Below are 18,173 nucleotides of genomic sequence, written 5' to 3' on the forward strand. Positions count from 1 at the left end.
ATGTCTGTTTTAAAAGGTTCAGTAAATCAATATAAAGCTACCAGGCTCACAAGTAAAGACCGGATTATCGTGGTGGTAGCCAATCCGCTAAAGTGGTGCGCTATGAGTGGATTGCTTTAATTTATCCAATTCCAGAGGAACCGAGTGCCTGTGTGTTCCTACCCATGTCCAGGCATTTTGATTTTGTGGAAATTTGGCTGTACCCGCTACTTCTACCCAAGCAATGTGAGTTTCAACGGTGATCTCAATTTTTACATGTTCTGAGATAAGTCTATTGTCGCCTGCCTGCCAATATGCCTGGTCTAGCAAAGGCAAAGAATTTATTGCCAGTGGCGGAGGATTATTGAGTTTTATAGGATCAAAAGCGTTAAAAGCCAGCACTTTAGTAGGGTCAGGAAGTAGGTCAAATGGACGTTCATACGGCGCACCATTTGCCAATTTTTCCATTTTATAGGTATGGGAGACAATAGATCGATCAGCAGCTTCCGTCACTATAAAATCGTTTAATGTCTCACTAAATGAATTGGTATTGGATGTACTTCCCGATATCCCGACATTCCCAGTGGGTGCAGGTCCGAAGAAGCCGCCGCTGGCACTTCCACCGAAAGATACGGTGACCGAACTAGTAATGGAACCTGACGCGTTTACTGTTCCCGGACTGGATTGAATCCTTGATAGCGGGAGGTAAATCTGTCCATGCTGGTCCGTTAGTTTCATGGTTACTTTAACCAGGTCCTTGAACCATCCTTTTTTGTTGTCGGTATCGGCAACCATCTTTCCCAACGTTCCATCAATCAAGGGAACGGTTACCAACGTTCCTTGAAGACTGGCGTGAACAGTAATCGGTTCGGTATCTCCTGCTTTGCCGGTGGTGATGGACAATACACCAGAAAGGCGTGTTCTTGCATTGTCGTAATTATTGTGATAATGCACATCTTCCTGCCAGGTAATATTTTTATATGGCATAAGTTTAATATTATATTTTTTATAATATAATAATACAAAATAAAATTTAATTTCCAAGTATATATTTAAACTATTTTAACATAGCCTATTTATAGCTTGTTACATTTAAGTTTTCCTATTCAAAATAGCTGGTATTGCTTCCAAAAATAAATGACCATTGGTAATGGTATCCCTATTTTGTCAATCAATATTTCTCTCAAAATAATTGTAAGGCTGGGGGACGAGCGTGAACGCAACCGATTCCCGTATATTGGTAGGATAAATCCCATCCGGCGAGGCTTCTTCGGAAGCGAAACTAAAAAGAACCGATCCGGGGGAATTTTTACTACCAATTAAGTGGCAACCTGGCAGCATTTTTTTAAGGTCCTTTATGCTTTGTTAAGCATGAATTTTTCTGGATTTTCCGCTTTCATTTTTATTTAACCAGAGAGCTTATAGCCGAATGTTCGATCCGCCATAGGAACACCTGCCAGTAATGGGTTATTTTCTTTCTCTCTTTTAACACTTTTAAGATCTGTGAATGAATCGGCCCATTCGTAAATTGACGTAACGTGTAGGAAGCAATACTAACTACCTTCCCACCTAGAGAATTAGGCTGCTGTATAGTTCCTTTCGCCTAATCTCTCTGATAAGCCCTGTTTCCTCTTTTATTTACCCTCCCGAATGTGCATATTTGCAGTCCGTTAAAAAACACCTGTTTGTAAAGGTGAAAACAAATCGAAAGCGCACGCATGTCACACTCTGAAAATGAAATTAATGTAACCTTTCCCGACCAGTCGGTACGGGTTTTTGAAAAAGGGGTCACCGGCCTGGATATCGCCATGAGTATCAGCGAGGGTCTGGCCCGAAACGTCCTGGCCGCAAAGGTCGACGGGGAGGTCTGGGACGCCACACGCCCGATAACAAAGGACGTGAGCATTGCCCTGCTAACCTGGAACGATAAGGAAGGGAAATCCACTTTCTGGCATTCCTCCGCCCACCTGTTGGCCGAGGCGCTGGAGGCGCTGTATCCCGGGATTAAATTTGGCATTGGACCGCCCATCGAGCAGGGGTTTTATTACGACGTGGATTTTGGTGAGCGAACGCTGGAAGGTGCGGAGCTGGAAAAGATTGAAGCCAAAATGGTGGAATTGGCCCGGCAGAAAAACGCATACGTTCGGAGCGAAATTTCCAAGCAGGATGCAGTAAGCTATTACGAAACCAAGGGCGACGAATACAAGTTGGACCTGCTCGAACGGCTGGAGGACGGTACCATCACGTTTTACAAGCAGGGGGAATTTACCGACCTCTGTCGGGGACCACATATTCCGCATACCGGTTTTGTAAAGGCCGTCAAGCTGCTCAATATCGCCGGAGCCTACTGGCGAGGGGACGAGCACAACAAAATGTTGACCCGTATTTATGGCATCACCTTTCCCAAAGCCAAGGAGCTGAAGGAATACCTGGAAATGCTGGAAGAGGCGAAGAAAAGGGACCACCGCAAGCTAGGCAGGGAACTGGAATTGTTTACCTTTTCGGAGAAGGTAGGGATGGGCCTGCCCCTGTGGTTGCCCAAAGGAACGTTGCTTCGCGAACGCCTGGTTAGCTTTTTGAAAAAGGAGCAGGACCATTCGGGCTACCAGCAGGTGATTACCCCCCATATCGGTCACAAGGCCTTGTACGAAACCTCCGGGCATTACGAAAAATACGGCAAGGATTCTTTTCAGCCCATTACCACACCCCATGAGGGTGAGGAGTTTTTGCTTAAGCCCATGAATTGCCCCCACCATTGCGAAATATACAAGAGCAAGCCCCGCTCTTACAAAGATCTGCCGGTACGGTATGCCGAATTTGGCACCGTGTACCGCTACGAACAGAGCGGGGAGCTGCATGGATTGACCCGCGTCCGTGGATTTACGCAGGACGATGCACATATCTTTTGTCGGCAGGATCAGGTGAAGGAAGAGTTTATCAAAGTCATTGATTTGGTGTTGTACGTGTTCAAGGCGCTTGGCTTTGAGGACTATACGGCACAGATATCCCTTCGGGATCCCGAAAAGATGGAGAAATACATCGGTGAAGAGGATGCCTGGAACAAAGCAGAGGCTGCCATCATCGAAGCGGCCGGGGAGAAAGGGTTGAAGACAGTCACCGAACTGGGAGAAGCGGCCTTTTATGGACCAAAACTGGACTTTATGGTTCGGGATGCGCTGGGAAGAAGTTGGCAATTGGGTACCATACAGGTAGATTACCAGTTGCCGGAGCGTTTTGAATTGGAATACACCGGTTCCGACAACCAAAAACACCGGCCGGTAATGATTCACCGGGCACCTTTTGGCTCCCTGGAACGATTTGTTGCGGTATTGATTGAGCATTGTGCGGGCAACTTCCCCTTGTGGCTGGCACCCGAACAGCTGGTGATTCTTCCTATTTCGGAAAAATTTGCCGATTACGCCGAACAGGTGAAGTTATTGTTGGCCGATCAGGGCATTACCGGAGACATCGATCACCGGGACGAAAAAATCGGGCGGAAAATCCGGGATGCCGAAGTCAAAAAGATTCCGTTTATGGTGATTGTCGGCGAAAAAGAACAGGAAGAAAATAAGATTTCGCTGCGAAAACACGGGGAGGGAGACATCGGTAGTTTTGAATTGGAAGCCTTTGTCGACTACTTCCAGGGAATCATTAAGGAATCATTGAATAAATAACGGTATAATAATTTGTTGATTTTTAATATTTAAAAAATTATTAGATATTTGCAGATTCAAACTTTAAACAACAACCATAACTATTTTGAGAGGAAAAAGAACGTATACTCCGAGACAAGAGGAACCATATAGGGTAAATTCAAAAATCCGGGCCAGGGAAGTCAGGGTTGTGGGGGATTTTGTAGAAGGTGGAAATGCCGTCATGGCGACGGATAAGGCCATCGCACTTGCCCAGGAAAATGGTCTTGATCTCGTGGAAATTTCTCCTTCCGCTGCCCCACCTGTTTGCAAGGTGATTGATTATGCCAAGTTCAAGTACGAACAAAAGAAAAAGCAGAAAGAAATCAAGTCCAATGCGGCAAAAACAGTAGTTAAGGAAATACGATTCGGTCCCAATACAGACGACCACGATTTTGATTTTAAACTAAAGCACGCCATTAATTTCCTCAAGGATGGCGCTAAAGTTAAAGCCTACGTGCATTTTGTGGGACGAACCATTGTGTTTAAAGAGCGGGGAGAAATGTTGCTGCTTAAATTTGCCCAGGCCCTGGAGGATTATGGGCAAGTGGAGCAGCTTCCCAAGATGGAGGGCAAGCGAATGAATATCTTTGTCTCTCCCAAAGCTGGAAAGAAATAAGTTAACTAATAGATAGAGGGTAATGCCAAAAGTAAAAACCAAATCAAGTGCAAAGAAAAGGTTCAAGCTTTCTGCTACCGGAAAAATCCGGAGAAAGCATGCATTCAAAAGCCACATCCTGACCAAAAAGTCCACCAAAAGGAAGCGAAACCTTACCAAGTGGGGTGTCGTTCACGAAACGGACGAGGGTCGGGTAAAAGCAATGCTACGAATCTAATCGATTCCATTCAGGTTATTTAATTCACACCAGGCCTTTGGTTGACTAAGACTTGCCTGCCAAAGCAGGGAGCGCCAACGGCCAAAAACGAAAACAATCATGCCAAGATCGGTAAATGCAGTGGCTTCCAGAGCCAGAAGAAAAAAAGTATTAAAAGCGACCAAAGGCTACTTTGGAAGAGGGAAAAACGTCTGGACGGTAGCTAAAAACAAGTACGAAAAAGGACTTCAATACGCCTATAGGGACAGAAAAGTCAAGAAAAGAGAATTCCGCGCATTGTGGATTCAGCGGATCAATGCAGGTGCTCGTCAGTACGGCATCAGTTATTCCCAATTCATGGGTATGCTTAAAAAATCCAGCATTGACCTAAATAGAAAAGTATTGGCCGATTTGGCCATGAACCACCCGGAGGCTTTCAAAGCAGTGGTGGAAAAAGTAAAATAAATCAGGTATTGACCGGATACAAAAAAACCCTCATGCGAGGGTTTTTTTGTATCCGGTTATTGCGAAGAAGCGTTACTTTTTTGAAAATTTCAGTATATTACTTTTCCTTACGTCGCGAGGGTGTCGGGTTACGTACACCGAGTGGCAGTATAACATAACCAACCAGCCCTGTTCAGAACGGAACCGGGAAAAGCCAAATGGCAGAAATTGAAATCGGGGAAATTTTGCAACAAGGAATAGAAGATACTATCCTGCCTGTCTTGCGGTAATCGACAAGATAAAAAAAGGTCTCTTGGAAGAGACCTATCGTGTGTAGCGAGGAGGGGAGTTGAACCCCTGACCTCAGGGTTATGAATCCTGCGCTCTAACCATCTGAGCTACCTCGCCAAAAGGGAATGCAAATATGTGAGGATAATCCTTGAATTGCAAATTGAATACCTAAAAAAAATTACTTTTTACAACCAGAAACAGAATGGCCATGCAGAAAATTAAGTTTGTTTCAGACTACCAGATTAATACTTCCAAAAAGATCATTTATCCCTACTTAAGTACGGCTAGCGGGCTGGCACAGTGGTTTGCAGACGATGTGGTCATCAATGAGGACAAGGTATACAACTTCATTTACGACGGAGAAAACCATTATGCACGACCGGTGATCATGCGGATCAACCATCACGTTAAGTTCGAATTTTTTGACCCCTCGGATGAGGAAGAAGTGGATACCGACCACCCCTTCATTGAGTTTAAATTGGAGGAAAACGAGCTTACCCAAACCTTTTACCTACGCGTGATCGAATACGGAGATGCCTACGACGAACAAGAGCAGCGATCGATCTGGGAAGGCCTGATCAACGGCCTGAAGGAAATTATCGGCGGATAAGCAGGAAAATTATTCTTTTTTGTGACATAATATGCTCAATTTTGTTTCGTCTTTAAGGAAGTAAGGCGTTTCATGAAAAAATTAGATAAACTCATCCTGGGTTCTTTCCTGGGTCCCTTTTTGTTGACCTTTATCGTGGTGGATTTTATTCTGCTGACGGTAAACATGCTCAAGTATTTTGACGAAATATTTGGGAAAGATCTTCCCTTTATGGTCTACATGGAGTTAATCGGCTATTTTGTGATCAGCATTTCTCCCATGGCGCTCCCCCTTGCGGTCTTGCTTTCTTCCCTGATGACCTTCGGTAACCTGGGCGAGCATTTTGAGCTAACTGCTATAAAAAGCAGCGGTATTTCGTTGCTTCGGGCCATGCTTCCCATCGGGGTATTTGTGGTGTTCTTGTCGGTTTTTGCCTATTTGTCGAATAACTACCTGGTCCCTCGGGTAAACCTGAAAACCTTTAGCCTGCTGTACGACATCCGGAAGAAATCACCCGCACTGGATATTAAAGAGGGCGTTTTTTACAACGGGATCCCTAACTACAGCATCAAGGTAAACCGAAAACTGGATGAGGTGCGGCTGGAAGACGTGCTGATATATGACCATACCCGGGGGCAAGGCAACTTACACCTTATCACGGCGGATTCCGGACGGATGGAACCCTTCTTTAACGAGCGTTACATGATGCTGACCCTGTACCACGGCAACAGCTATCAGGAGGGGCAAAGCCAGCGTGGTATCAAAGACAAGCCGGTTGCCTTTAGCAGAACCCAGTTTGAGACCAACCAAATGGTGTTTAGCCTGGACGCGTTTGACATGAAAAGGACACCGGAAAATCTTTGGTCCAATAGCAAATCCATCAAAAATATTGGCGAGATCCGGGTGGATCTGGACTCCATGGACAGGGAATTGAACCATTGGTATTTTTTCAATTTTGCCAATACCGAAGCTTCTTACAATTATTTTGGCAGAACCCGGGAGTTAAATCCACCGAAAGCGATTGTGGATAAGAAAAACGAATCCGACTCCCTGCGGAATTTGAAATACAAGGAGGAAAACGAAAATAATGAAAACGGCGTACCCCTCGACACTGCCCGCACCAGCGCCGATACGACCGCAACCCTTACCCGGTCTGCCAGGCCAGGAAGGGACAGTTCCGCGATACAAAGGAGCCCCGAAAGAAAAGTAACCGCATCCATGGAGCAGCAAGGCAATGCCCCGGATACGGTGGCCACCCAAAATCGGCGTCAATTAGCCCGTTCCGGCCAGGGAGATACCCTTCGCAGCGATACATCGAACGCCGCCGGTAGTGTCAGGGCTAAGGCACCCGACCTGCGGCGCATCAACCAAAATGCCGCGGCAAGCACGCCTAACAGTCCAGCACCGGTGGTCAGCCTAAGCCCCGAGCAGCAAAAGACACTGGATTCCGTGCGCAACACGCCGCGGTACCAGACTTCGCAGGCTACCGTCGGACTGACCGCTGCCCGCAATATTAAAAACAACTTCACCACCAACAAGGCCCGCATAGCAGAAGTGGAACGTAATTACCGGGTATTTAAAGTAGCCTGGTACCAAAAATACACCCAGTCCCTGGCCTGCTTTGTCTTGTTTATGATAGGGGCGCCTTTGGGGGCCATTATCAAGAAAGGCGGCTTGGGCATGCCGGTACTTCTGTCCATTATTTTCTTCATCATGTATTACATGTTGACGATAACGGGCGAAAAGTGGGCGAAGGAAGGCATGTCGGATACGTTATTCGGGACGTTCTTTTCAAATTTAGCCCTGATACCCTTTGGATTATTTTTTCTGCGACAAGCGAGAAAGGATGCCCGCCTGTTCGAACTGGATTTTTACCAGGGGATTTGGGACAAAGTGGTAAAAGGGGTCGGGCGGTTTCGGCCACAAAAAAAGTTAAAAGAAGATATTTTATAAATTGGAATAAAACAGCTACCTTTGTCTCTGTTTTAAAAAAATTACCATCATATTTGACTAAGCATGTATTTAGCGAAAGAAGAAAAAGTAGAACTATTCAAGAATCATGGTCGGTTGAAGTCAGAAGTGGATACGGGTTCTCCCGAATCACAAATTGCCCTGTTTACCTACAGGATCAAGCACCTGACGGAACATTTAAAGACCAACAAGAAAGATCATTCATCCCGAAAAGGACTTTTGAAGTTGGTAGGTAAGCGACGGCGTCTGCTGAATTACCTGGTGAAGATCGACATCGAACGCTACAGGGCTGTTATTGCAGACCTGGGTATCCGTAAATAACAACACGTGGGGTTCCCTATTTCAGGGAACCTTACTTTTTTGCTACCTCCTAGTATTAAGCCTTACTTTTACAACTATACACGTTACCGAATCAAAAATTTATGTTACCAAATGTAATTTCAAAAACCATCACCCTGGAAGACGGCAGGGAGATCATCCTGGAAACGGGTGCCCTGGCCAAACAGGCCGATGGAGCCGTGGTGGTTCGTATGGGTAAAGCCATCTTATTGGCCACCGTAGTTACCAAAAAAGAAGCCGGAGAGGGTGTGGATTTTCTGCCCATGTCCGTAGATTATCAGGAAAAATTTGCAGCATCCGGGAAGATTCCCGGCGGATTTCTGAAAAGAGAGGGAAGGCTGTCCGATTACGAAATCCTGATCAGCCGAATGGTAGACCGTGCCATACGTCCGATTTTTCCGGACGACTACCATGCCGATACCAATATCAGCATCACCCTCATGTCATCAGACGAAGACATCCTGCCGGATTGCCTGGCCGGATTGGCCGCATCGGCCGCCCTCGCGGTGTCCGATATCCCCTTTAATGGCCCCATATCGGAGGTTCGTGTAGCCAAGATTGATGGCAAACTCTGCATCAATCCCAAGCCTTCCGATCTGCAAAAAGCCAGCATGGAATTGATCGTAGCCGGCTCGGAGGAGTTTATCCTGATGGTGGAAGGCGAAGGCGACGAGATTTCGGAGGACGAAATGGTAGAAGCGCTTCAATTTGCCCACGAGGAGCTGAAGCGGCACTGCCAGGTGCAGAAAGAGCTCACCAAGGCGGTCGGAAAAGAGCAAAAGCGGGAATACAGCCACGAAGTAAACGACGAGGCGCTTTTTGAAAAAATGAAGTCCGAGTTGTACGATAGCTTGTACGAAGTCGTGAGTCGTCAGATTGCCAACAAGCAGGAGCGTTCCGACCTCACCAAGGCCATCAAAGAAGGCTTTGTGGAGAGTTTGGGTGAAGAGCACGAATACGACGAGTCCCTCATTGGACGTTATTTTGGCAAAATCCATAAGGAAGCCGCCAGAAATTTCACCTTAAACGAGAAGAAGCGTTTGGACGGTAGAAATCCGGATGAGGTGCGACCCATTTGGTCGGTGGTAGATTACCTGCCATCTGCGCATGGATCGGCCATTTTTACCCGGGGAGAAACCCAGTCCATCACCACCTGTACCCTGGGTACCAAACTGGACGAACAAATGGTCGATGGGGCCGTACTTTCGGGGTACAACAAGTTTTACTTGCACTACAATTTCCCCGGGTTTTCCACGGGAGAAGTAAAAATCAACCGCGGTCCCGGTAGACGGGAAGTAGGGCACGGTAACCTGGCGATGCGGGCACTGAAAAAAGTGCTGCCTCCCGAGGCCGAAAACCCCTACACCATCCGCATCGTATCGGATATTCTGGAATCCAACGGGTCCTCTTCCATGGCGACGGTTTGCGCCGGCTCGCTAGCCTTGATGGATGCGGGTATTTCCATCAAAGCACCCGTGACAGGGATTGCGATGGGGATGATTTCCGATGCCAAAACCGGGAACTATACCATCCTATCCGATATCTTGGGCGATGAGGATCACCTCGGTGACATGGATTTTAAAGTAACCGGTACCGCCAAAGGCATCACCGCTTGCCAAATGGACCTGAAAGTAGAAGGGCTCGATTACGAAGTATTGAAGGAAGCCCTGTATCAGGCCAGAAAGGGAAGACTTCACATCCTGGATGAGATCAATAAGACACTCGCTGCCCCAAGGCCGGAGTTCAAACCCCATGCGCCAAGATCCTTTAACATGCAAATACCCAAGGAGCTTATTGGAGCAGTCATTGGTCCAGGTGGAAAAGTGATTCAGGAAATCCAGAAAGATACGGGTGCTACCATCATTATCGAAGAAGTGGATAATGTGGGTAAAATTAACGTTTTCTCCAATAATCAAGATTCCATGGACGGAGCCGTCGCACGTATCAAGGCGATTGTAGCCCAACCGGAAATCGGCGAGGTATATACCGGAAAAGTGAAAAATATCATGCCTTTTGGAGCATTTGTTGAGTTTATGCCCGGCAAAGACGGGCTGCTGCACATCTCCGAAATCAAATGGGAGCGACTGGAGTCCATGGATGGCGTGCTGGAATCTGGCGAGGAAATTGCTGTGAAACTAATCGACGTCGACAAGAAGACAGGGAAATACAAGCTTTCCAGGAAAGCCTTATTGCCCAAGCCGGAAAGAAAAGAAAAATAAGCTGAATGTTTCCTGAAAATATGGAACAATTCCCCATAATTGAACTTATTTTCAGGAAACTTCTGTTATGATTGCATTAAAAATAATAGACAAAATTGAATGAGGCAGCTTAAAATCAGTAAACAGATTACCAACCGGGAGAGTCAGTCTCTTGATAAATACCTTCAAGAGATAGGTAAGGTAGATCTATTGACAGCAGACGAAGAGGTGGTTTTGGCCAAAAGAATCCGTGAAGGGGACCAACTGGCCCTGGAGAAATTAACCAAAGCCAATCTCCGTTTTGTTGTTTCTGTTGCCAAACAATACCAAAACCAGGGATTGTCTCTGGGTGATCTGATCAACGAAGGAAATCTGGGGCTGATCAAGGCCGCTCAACGCTTCGATGAAACCAGGGGATTTAAATTTATTTCCTACGCCGTTTGGTGGATCCGACAGTCCATCCTACAGGCCTTGGCCGAGCAATCGCGAATCGTGCGCTTGCCGCTAAACCGGGTCGGCTCGCTGAACAAAATCAGCAAGACGTTTTCGGAGCTGGAACAAAAGTTTGAACGGGAGCCTTCTCCCGAAGAGCTGGCAGAGGTACTCGAAGTTACGGCCGGCGAGGTAGTGGATACCATGAAGATCTCCGGCCGACACGTATCCATGGATGCACCGTTTGTTCAGGGAGAAGAAAACAGCCTGTTGGACGTGTTGGAAAACGACGGGGAGACCAAGCCCGATGATGGGTTGATGAACGATTCGCTCAGGAAAGAAGTGCAACGCGCGCTTTCTACCCTCACTCAACGAGAGGCCGATGTGATCACCCTGTACTTCGGGCTGAATGGAGAACACGCCATGACTCTGGAAGAGATTGGTGAAAAATTCAACCTTACCCGTGAGCGGGTTCGGCAGATTAAGGAAAAAGCAATCCGAAGATTGAGACATACCAGCCGTAGCAAAACGCTGAAGCCCTACCTGGGATAAGGCAGCTCCGGTAAAACATGGATATAAAAAGGGCTCTTTGCCCTTTTTTTGTATAAAAAAGAAATTTTATAAGGAAACTTAAACTTTTTTGTATTTATATTTTGTTATCAATCCAACATAGGCTGTGTACAGCATTTAGTTAAAAACCCATTGAACAATGAATCAGGAGATTGAACGTGTAAAAGTGCTTATAATCGGTTCCGGTCCTGCCGGCTATACAGCGGCAATTTATGCTTCCAGAGCAGGCCTGTCACCGGTACTGTATACCGGTGCCCAACCCGGTGGTCAGCTTACCATCACCAATGATGTAGAAAATTACCCGGGTTATCCGGATGGAGTAGTGGGACCTCAGATGATGGAGGATTTCCGAAAGCAGGCCGAACGTTTCGGCACACAGGTTCGGTACGGCGTGGTAACGGCTGTCGATGTGAGCAAGCGACCATTTACTGCCACGATCGACGATAGCAAATCCCTGATTGCCGATACCCTTATCATTTCTACCGGGGCCTCCGCTAAGTGGCTGGGGATTGAGAGCGAAACCCGCTTGAATGGAAAAGGGGTGTCCGCCTGTGCCGTTTGCGATGGGTTCTTTTTTCGTGGGAAAGAAGTAGCCATTGTGGGAGGAGGAGATACCGCATGTGAGGAAGCCAGTTACCTGGCCAATATCTGTAAAAAGGTGTACATGCTCGTACGTCGGGATGAATTACGGGCTTCACAGATCATGCAAAAGCGGGTGATGAACAATCCGAAGATCGAAATATTGTGGAACCACGAAACGGAAGAAATACTAGGTGAAGAGGAAGTGACCGGTGCTCGGGTAAAAAGTAATCAAACTGGCGAGGAAAAGGTATTGGATGTAGAGGCCTTTTTCGTAGCCATCGGGCATCAACCCAACACGGCCATCTTTGAAGGCTTGGTAGACATGGATGCCAATGGATACATACAGACCGTACCGGGAACCACGCGAACCAATATTCCCGGCGTTTTCGCATGCGGGGATGCGCAAGACCACGAATACCGGCAGGCAGTCACGGCGGCAGGAACGGGCTGCATGGCCGCTCTGGATGCCGAAAGGTTTTTGTCTGCGGAAGAATAGTCCGGGTTTTCCATGAGGCAACCCGAACGATGGATTCCTTTGCTGGTTTTTTGTTTGTTGCTGTCTTTCAAAAACCTGGCACAGGAGAAAAAGCGTCGCAATAAAGGCGCTAGTCGGCTTGAGCAGCGAATCATTTCGCCGGATGAGTTACAGATTTTTGATGCCGATAGGTACCGGGAGGACCTTTCGGAACTGACCAATACCCTGATCTTTGAGGAAGGAATCGATTTGAAAAAGCGGCTTTCTCTGGTCAGTGAAGCGACCTTATACGCGATTTGGGCACCCACTAACATTCTCGTGGAAGTGGCGGAGAAAGTGTTGATAGATAGCATCTGGATTACCGCCCACGAGTATTACGGCTTATGGGATAGCAAAAAGGTGAATAGCTACGATTTCGATCCCAGGGAGTTTACCGATACGCTATCGGTGGTGCTGTACGATCCGTATCTTGGATCCAATTGGAGTGTTCCGGTGGAAAATACCGAAATCAACTCGCCTTTCGGCAGAAGGTGGTACCGCTGGCATCACGGTACCGATTTAAAATTGGCGGTAGGGGATCCAGTCAAGGCTGTATTCGACGGCATTGTGCGCGTTCGATCGTATGAGCGGTACGGGTACGGACATTACGTAGTCATCCGACATCGAAATGGCCTGGAAACGCTCTATGGTCACCTGTCAAAAGTGCATGTAGTGGTAGGGCAGGAAATCCGGGCCGGAGAAATTTTGGGGCTGGGAGGAAATACGGGGAGAAGTACCGGCCCGCACCTGCATTTCGAAGTGCGGTACCGGGGGCTTTCGATCGATCCCACCGAGCTCTTTGATTTTGAAATTGGTCGAATCAAGTCGCCGGTATTTATGCTGACAGCTACAAGTTTTGAACACGAGATCCGATTGCGCGAGGCGATCTACCACCGGGTAAGGTCCGGCGAAAACCTATCGGTAATCGCGCGGAGGTACGGGGTTCGCATGAGTCAGATTACCCGGCTGAATGGCATCAGCACCCGCTCCATTTTACGAATTGGACAGCGATTACAGATACAATAATACGAGACGTTTACGAAACCGATAACGATGAAACTGGATATTTTGGCCATAGCGGCACACCCCGATGACGTGGAGCTTTCCTGCAGCGGCACCCTGGCCGCGCACGTAGCAAAAGGCTACAAAGTGGGTATTTTGGATCTTACGCAGGGTGAAATGGGTACGCGGGGCACTCCTGAACTTCGGCTTCAGGAAGCGGGTAAAGCGGGAGAACTGTTGAACGTGAGCGTACGCGAAAACCTCGGGTTTCGGGACGTTTTTTTTGCTGATGACGAGGAGCATCAGGTGGCCATCGCCCGGGTGTTGCGGGCCTATCGTCCGGAAATCGTGCTGGCCAATGCCGTCAGTGACCGACATCCGGACCATGGAAAAGGGGGAAGCCTGGCTTCCCATGCCTGCTTCGTGAGTGGATTGCGAAAGCTGGAGACCGAAAAAGACGGAAAGCCGCAGGAAGCCTGGCGACCAAAATACGTGTACCACTACATTCAGAACAACTACATCGAGCCGGACCTGGTAGTCGATATCTCTGACCACTGGCAAGTCAAAATAAACAGCATCCTGGCGTTTCAATCCCAATTTTACAATCCCGATTCCCGGGAGCCGGAGAGTTTTATCTCGCGACCGGACTTTTTGGACTTTATCGAAGCGAGAAGCCGGGAAATGGGCCACAAAATCAACGTGAAATACGGGGAAGGCTTTACCGTGGAGCGCGTACCGGGCATTCGCGATCTGTTTGATTTAGTGTAAACTACCGGGATTGTGTCATTTGACGCAAGAGCGAGGAATGGCTTTCCAAACCCTGGATGTAGTTGACATTTCCAACGAGCCAGGACAGTGGACATGGTATCGGCTCTTCGTTCCTGATGCATTGAACCAAAGCGGCGCCAACTGCCTGCCGTATGGTCAATCTGTCCGGATACCTAGGGCGCCAACCGTTCCATTTTCCAAAGACTCTCAGTGGGCGAAAGCGTGTAGCGAATCCGGTCATGCAGCCGCGCAGGTCTGCCCTGCCAGAATTCCATGGATTCGGGAACAAGCCGGAAACCACCCCAATGTTCGGGTCGGTTGAGGGGCTCCGTTTGAAATCGCTTTACCGCTGCCGCTAATTCTTTTTCCAGGTAAGCCCGATCGGGAATGACCTGGCTTTGGGGACTGACCCATGCGCCTACCTGGCTTTCTGGAGGCCGGCTTAGGTAGTAATCGTCCGATTCGGCCCTACTTGCCTTCACTACCTTCCCGGCGACGCGTACCTGCCGTTCCAGTTCCGGCCAGAAGAAAGTCAGCGCGGCAACCGGATGCCTTTCCAGCTGTTTGCCTTTGGTACTGCTGTAATTGGTAAAAAAGACGAACCCCTCTTCCACTCCTTTTAATAGCACAATCCGCCCATCGGGCTTCAGGTCAGCGTCTACCGTGCTCAGGTGCATGGCGGTCGGTTCGTTTGCCTGAGCGCTAATGGCTTCTGAAAGCCACAGCTTGAATTGTTCCAAAGGATCGGCTTTCATCCCCTTAATATCTAACGTTTTAGAGGAATATTCCTTTCTTATGTCCGCGAGTTTCATCTTTTCAATTTTAGCGAGGAAAATCAATTAAAGATTACAAATATATTGTATTTAAAAATTTTTACTTTAAATTAAAGCCTCGTTGTCACTATTTTTAATGCAGCCAGTACCAAACATATCGCCTCAATCCGGGAGTCTGTTGATTTCGGAGCCCTTTCTTCAGGACGAAAATTTCGTTCGCTCGGTGGTATTGCTATGTGAGAACAACGAATTGGGGTCTTTTGGTTTGGTGCTTAACAAGCTTTCCATCTTCAAATTGGATGAATTGCTCGATGGCTGTGAGCTACGGGACAAAGAAGTATACGTAGGGGGGCCTGTAGAGCAAAATACCCTGCATTTTATTTATCAGGGCGAACAAGTACTGGCCGATAGCATTTCCGTAGGGGAGAACCTGTGGTGGGGCGGCGACTTCACCGAGTTGATGGAAAAACACAGGCTAGGGATGGTCAATACGGCAGACTTTCGGTTTTTTATCGGATATTCCGGTTGGGAGAGTGGTCAGTTGAAAGAAGAACTGACGGAAAATACCTGGATCGTCTGTGACAATGCCTATGCCCGTAATATTTTTTTGGCAGAACCGGACGATCTTTGGCGGGTGATATTGAAAAACATGGGTGGCGATTTCCAGGTTTTGGCAAATTATCCCATAGACCCAAGACTTAATTAGCCCAAAATTGCTACTTTTGTTTTGTATGGATTGATTTACTCAGGAATACATTACTATTATGGATAAGGATAAAGAAATGTCCGAAAAATCGGATAAGGTTACTGAAAATTTGGTGGATGGCCAAAAATCAGGTTTGGATGCAACGGAAGTGAAAAAGGAAGAAACCACAAAGGAGCCACAAGCAGAGGCGGTACCGGAAGCAAGCGCAGCGGAGCAAGAAACGGCCAAAGCCCCCGAGGTACCGGAGCAGGAAAGCCCGACGGCCGGGAGTGTGGAATCTGATGCGGAAGTTGATCCGGCGGGGGAGAAGCCGGAGCAACCGGAGGCTTCGGAAAGTTCCGAATCTCAGGCAGCGATGCCGCTTGCCTCGGCAACGCCAGAGAAGCCCGAAACGAACGCGGATGCGCCCAACGAGCAATCCCTTGTAGATGCCGCAGAGAAAGCCGAGCCGGAAAAGGCAACGGAAGCAGTAGCGGAGGATACCGAGGAACATCAAGAGGAGGAGCACGAAGACGAAGTAGATTTTAACCAATACAGTAAATCCCAATTACTCAAAGCACTGAAGGAGTTTGCCTCGGAGCAGGACTTCATCAAGCGGGATGCCCTTGTCCAGGAGTTAAAAAACCATTACGAGGAATACTACGCAAAAGAAAAGGAGCAGGCCCTGCAGCAGTTTGTCCAGGACGGGGGAGAAGAAGAGGGGTTTGAGTTTCGGGGTTCGGACGAGGACCGTGAATTTTTTGCCACCTACCAGCAGTTTAAGGATAAAAAACACCAGCATGTAAAAGACATTGAACGCTCCAAAGAGAAAAATGCGCAGGATAAAAATGCCATTTTGGATCGGTTGAGGAATCTGGTAGACGGGGAGGAGACCACCAACAGCATCGAGACGATCAAAAAGATACAGGACGAGTGGAAAAAGATTGGTCCCGTACCCCATAGCCAAAATAAAAATCTTTGGGCATCGTACAACGCGCTGATGGATCGGTTTTACGACAACCGAAGCATTTATTTTGAGCTGAAGGAGTTGGACCGAAAGAAAAATCTCGAGAGCAAGTTGGAACTTTGTGAAAAGGCAGAGGGATTGGCGGAGATGGAAGACATCAAGGAGGCCATCCGCGTCCTAAACGACCTGCACGAGGAGTTCAAACACATCGGCCCAGTGCCCCGGGAAGAGCAGGAAGCCCTGTGGACCCGATTTAAAACAGCCTCCGATGGGGTATACAACAAGCGAAAGGCCTTCTACGACAGTCAGAAGGAAGTATTTAAGGCCAATCAGGAATTAAAGGAGAAGCTGATCGAAAAATTATCCGAATTCAGTACGTTCAAAGCAGAGAAAATCAGGGACTGGAACAGCAAGACCAAGGAAATCCTGCTCCTTCAGAAGGAATGGGAAAGCATCGGTCCGGTCCCCAGGGAATCCGGAAAGGAAATCAATAAAACCTTTTGGGGACTATTCAAGCAGTTTTTTCAGCACAAAAACCAGTTTTTTAAAGAACTGGACGAGATTCGGAACGAAAACAAGGAAAAAGCAGAGGCCCTCATTACCGAAGCTGAATCCCATAGGGAGAGCACCGATTGGAAAACCACCTCGAATCACCTGATCCAACTGCAGAAAGAATGGAAAGAACTGGGACCTCTTCCGGAAAAGTTTCGAGATAACCTGTACTCCCGCTTTAAAAAGGCCTGCGATACGTTTTTTAACAATCGCCGGGATGCAAACAAGGAGACCAATAAGGGCTTTGAGGAAAACCTGGCCGCCAAAGAGGAGGTGTGTAAGCGCATCGTAGCGGCAGCATCCAATCCCGGGGAAGCGAGTCCGGAAGGATTGGAGTCCCTGATTCAGGAATTTAACGAAATCGGATTTGTTCCCCGCAAAAACATGAAGGACATTCAATCCAAATTCAACGAGGCAGTAACTACCTATCTGGGTACGCTGGACCTGGAAGGCGAGAACAAGGAAGATTTTATGTTTCGCCTCAATCTGAATAAGCTCCAATCCGACCCGAATAGCAACCGGGTATTGAACAAAAAGGAGCACGGAATCCGCAAGCAAATTTCCGATTTGGAAAACAACATTACCCTCTGGCGCAACAACCTGGAGTTTTTTGCTGCATCCAAAACCGCCGATAAGCTGAAAGATCAGTTTGAGGAAAAAATCGACAAGGCCGAGCAGGAAGTGGATAAGCTAAAGAAAAAGCTATCCATTATCCGGGAATTTTAATGGGCTCAATTTGAGTGGACTAGTTATTTTTGTATAAAAATACCTGCTGAAATTTTGATTTACCAGGCGTATAAAATTATATTTGCACTCGCATTTGGCGGTAAACGATTTATTCGTGCCGTCATTGCTGAAAAAAACGCTTTCCGAAGCCTCCTTAGCTCAGCTGGTAGAGCAACTGACTTGTAATCAGTAGGTCGCTGGTTCGATCCCGGCAGGGGGCTCAAAAAAAAGCCACTCATGAAGCATCCCTCATGGTGGCTTTTTTCTTTGGTAGGTACGAAGGT

General features: G+C 47.6%; 16 protein-coding genes and 2 tRNA genes. 15 read left to right on the forward strand and 3 right to left on the reverse strand.

The genetic code is table 11. The features are described 5' to 3' along the window. Positions 1-87 precede the first annotated feature (87 nt). The gene (locus tag BMW71_RS14200) at positions 88-1,023 is read right to left on the reverse strand and encodes a hypothetical protein (RefSeq protein ID WP_143057630.1); all 936 of its coding nucleotides are present in this window, start codon (positions 1,021-1,023) and stop codon (positions 88-90) included. Positions 1,024-1,697: 674 nt separating this feature from the next. Between BMW71_RS14200 and thrS the strand changes: the two genes are divergently transcribed. The 4 genes from thrS to rplT all read left to right on the forward strand — a co-directional run bounded on the left by thrS (position 1,698) and on the right by rplT (position 4,951). Beyond that, entirely contained in the window at positions 1,698-3,653 is a 1,956-nt protein-coding gene (gene thrS, locus BMW71_RS14205; protein WP_092175290.1) for a threonine--tRNA ligase, read from the forward strand. Positions 3,654-3,738: 85 nt separating this feature from the next. Then, positions 3,739-4,290 carry a translation initiation factor IF-3 gene (gene infC / locus BMW71_RS14210; protein WP_092175293.1) on the forward strand — a complete coding sequence of 184 codons (552 nt, stop codon included), beginning with the start codon at positions 3,739-3,741 and terminating at the stop codon, positions 4,288-4,290. 22 nt (positions 4,291-4,312) lie between these two features. Next, positions 4,313-4,507 carry a 50S ribosomal protein L35 gene (gene rpmI / locus BMW71_RS14215; RefSeq protein ID WP_092175295.1) on the forward strand — a complete coding sequence of 65 codons (195 nt, stop codon included), beginning with the start codon at positions 4,313-4,315 and terminating at the stop codon, positions 4,505-4,507. 99 nt (positions 4,508-4,606) lie between these two features. Then, complete coding sequence (gene rplT, locus BMW71_RS14220) at positions 4,607-4,951, forward strand: 50S ribosomal protein L20 (protein ID WP_092175298.1); 345 nt, start codon at positions 4,607-4,609, stop codon at positions 4,949-4,951. A 313-nt stretch (positions 4,952-5,264) separates the two neighbouring features. Here the strand turns inward: rplT and BMW71_RS14225 are convergent. Continuing rightward, positions 5,265-5,338: transfer RNA gene (locus BMW71_RS14225), tRNA-Met, on the reverse strand. A gap of 91 nt (positions 5,339-5,429) precedes the next feature. On the opposite strand from BMW71_RS14225, the gene BMW71_RS14230 reads away from it, so the two are divergent. The 8 genes from BMW71_RS14230 to bshB1 all read left to right on the forward strand — a co-directional run bounded on the left by BMW71_RS14230 (position 5,430) and on the right by bshB1 (position 14,186). Continuing rightward, the gene (locus tag BMW71_RS14230; RefSeq protein WP_092176064.1) at positions 5,430-5,831 is read left to right on the forward strand and encodes an START-like domain-containing protein; all 402 of its coding nucleotides are present in this window, start codon (positions 5,430-5,432) and stop codon (positions 5,829-5,831) included. 72 nt (positions 5,832-5,903) lie between these two features. Continuing rightward, complete coding sequence (locus BMW71_RS14235; protein ID WP_092175301.1) at positions 5,904-7,763, forward strand: LptF/LptG family permease; 1,860 nt, start codon at positions 5,904-5,906, stop codon at positions 7,761-7,763. 63 nt (positions 7,764-7,826) lie between these two features. Further along, the gene (gene rpsO / locus BMW71_RS14240) at positions 7,827-8,102 is read left to right on the forward strand and encodes a 30S ribosomal protein S15 (RefSeq protein WP_092175303.1); all 276 of its coding nucleotides are present in this window, start codon (positions 7,827-7,829) and stop codon (positions 8,100-8,102) included. A 101-nt stretch (positions 8,103-8,203) separates the two neighbouring features. Further along, a complete protein-coding gene (gene pnp / locus BMW71_RS14245; protein WP_092175305.1) occupies positions 8,204-10,339 on the forward strand; it encodes a polyribonucleotide nucleotidyltransferase in 2,136 nt (711 codons plus the stop codon). A 99-nt stretch (positions 10,340-10,438) separates the two neighbouring features. Beyond that, a complete protein-coding gene (locus tag BMW71_RS14250; protein ID WP_010853621.1) occupies positions 10,439-11,302 on the forward strand; it encodes a sigma-70 family RNA polymerase sigma factor in 864 nt (287 codons plus the stop codon). Between the two features lie 157 nt (positions 11,303-11,459). Further along, positions 11,460-12,398, forward strand: a complete 939-nt coding sequence (gene trxB, locus BMW71_RS14255) for a thioredoxin-disulfide reductase (protein WP_092175307.1) — start codon at positions 11,460-11,462, stop codon at positions 12,396-12,398. 12 nt (positions 12,399-12,410) lie between these two features. Further along, positions 12,411-13,442 carry a M23 family metallopeptidase gene (locus BMW71_RS14260; protein ID WP_092175310.1) on the forward strand — a complete coding sequence of 344 codons (1,032 nt, stop codon included), beginning with the start codon at positions 12,411-12,413 and terminating at the stop codon, positions 13,440-13,442. Between the two features lie 27 nt (positions 13,443-13,469). After that, positions 13,470-14,186, forward strand: coding sequence for a bacillithiol biosynthesis deacetylase BshB1 (bshB1, locus tag BMW71_RS14265; RefSeq protein ID WP_092175312.1), 717 nt, complete (start codon positions 13,470-13,472; stop codon positions 14,184-14,186). 173 nt (positions 14,187-14,359) lie between these two features. On the opposite strand, the gene pdxH is transcribed toward bshB1, so the two are convergent. Then, positions 14,360-14,998, reverse strand: a complete 639-nt coding sequence (gene pdxH / locus BMW71_RS14270) for a pyridoxamine 5'-phosphate oxidase (protein WP_092175315.1) — start codon at positions 14,996-14,998, stop codon at positions 14,360-14,362. A 97-nt stretch (positions 14,999-15,095) separates the two neighbouring features. Between pdxH and BMW71_RS14275 the strand changes: the two genes are divergently transcribed. From BMW71_RS14275 to BMW71_RS14285, 3 genes are all read left to right on the forward strand, one after another. Further along, positions 15,096-15,665, forward strand: coding sequence for a YqgE/AlgH family protein (locus BMW71_RS14275; protein WP_092175318.1), 570 nt, complete (start codon positions 15,096-15,098; stop codon positions 15,663-15,665). A 58-nt stretch (positions 15,666-15,723) separates the two neighbouring features. After that, positions 15,724-17,889 carry a DUF349 domain-containing protein gene (locus tag BMW71_RS14280; RefSeq protein ID WP_092175320.1) on the forward strand — a complete coding sequence of 722 codons (2,166 nt, stop codon included), beginning with the start codon at positions 15,724-15,726 and terminating at the stop codon, positions 17,887-17,889. Positions 17,890-18,037: 148 nt separating this feature from the next. Next, positions 18,038-18,110: transfer RNA gene (locus tag BMW71_RS14285), tRNA-Thr, on the forward strand. Positions 18,111-18,173 lie beyond the last annotated feature (63 nt).

Source organism: Cyclobacterium xiamenense, assembly GCF_900109255.1.
GTDB classification, from domain to species: Bacteria; Bacteroidota; Bacteroidia; order Cytophagales; family Cyclobacteriaceae; genus Cyclobacterium; species Cyclobacterium xiamenense.

Bases quoted from the DNA above. Each gene is read 5' to 3' on its own strand.
- trxB (WP_092175307.1), top strand. From the start codon at position 11,460: ATGAATCAGGAGATTGAACGTGTAAAAGTGCTTATAATCGGTTCCGGT.
- BMW71_RS14275 (WP_092175318.1), top strand. From the start codon at position 15,096: ATGCAGCCAGTACCAAACATATCGCCTCAATCCGGGAGTCTGTTGATT.
- BMW71_RS14280 (WP_092175320.1), top strand. From the start codon at position 15,724: ATGGATAAGGATAAAGAAATGTCCGAAAAATCGGATAAGGTTACTGAA.
- rpsO (WP_092175303.1), top strand. From the start codon at position 7,827: ATGTATTTAGCGAAAGAAGAAAAAGTAGAACTATTCAAGAATCATGGT.
- rpmI (WP_092175295.1), top strand. From the start codon at position 4,313: ATGCCAAAAGTAAAAACCAAATCAAGTGCAAAGAAAAGGTTCAAGCTT.
- BMW71_RS14235 (WP_092175301.1), top strand. From the start codon at position 5,904: ATGAAAAAATTAGATAAACTCATCCTGGGTTCTTTCCTGGGTCCCTTT.
- bshB1 (WP_092175312.1), top strand. From the start codon at position 13,470: ATGAAACTGGATATTTTGGCCATAGCGGCACACCCCGATGACGTGGAG.
- BMW71_RS14250 (WP_010853621.1), top strand. From the start codon at position 10,439: ATGAGGCAGCTTAAAATCAGTAAACAGATTACCAACCGGGAGAGTCAG.
- thrS (WP_092175290.1), top strand. From the start codon at position 1,698: ATGTCACACTCTGAAAATGAAATTAATGTAACCTTTCCCGACCAGTCG.
- rplT (WP_092175298.1), top strand. From the start codon at position 4,607: ATGCCAAGATCGGTAAATGCAGTGGCTTCCAGAGCCAGAAGAAAAAAA.
- BMW71_RS14230 (WP_092176064.1), top strand. From the start codon at position 5,430: ATGCAGAAAATTAAGTTTGTTTCAGACTACCAGATTAATACTTCCAAA.
- BMW71_RS14260 (WP_092175310.1), top strand. From the start codon at position 12,411: ATGAGGCAACCCGAACGATGGATTCCTTTGCTGGTTTTTTGTTTGTTG.
- pdxH (WP_092175315.1), bottom strand. From the start codon at position 14,998: ATGAAACTCGCGGACATAAGAAAGGAATATTCCTCTAAAACGTTAGAT.
- pnp (WP_092175305.1), top strand. From the start codon at position 8,204: ATGTTACCAAATGTAATTTCAAAAACCATCACCCTGGAAGACGGCAGG.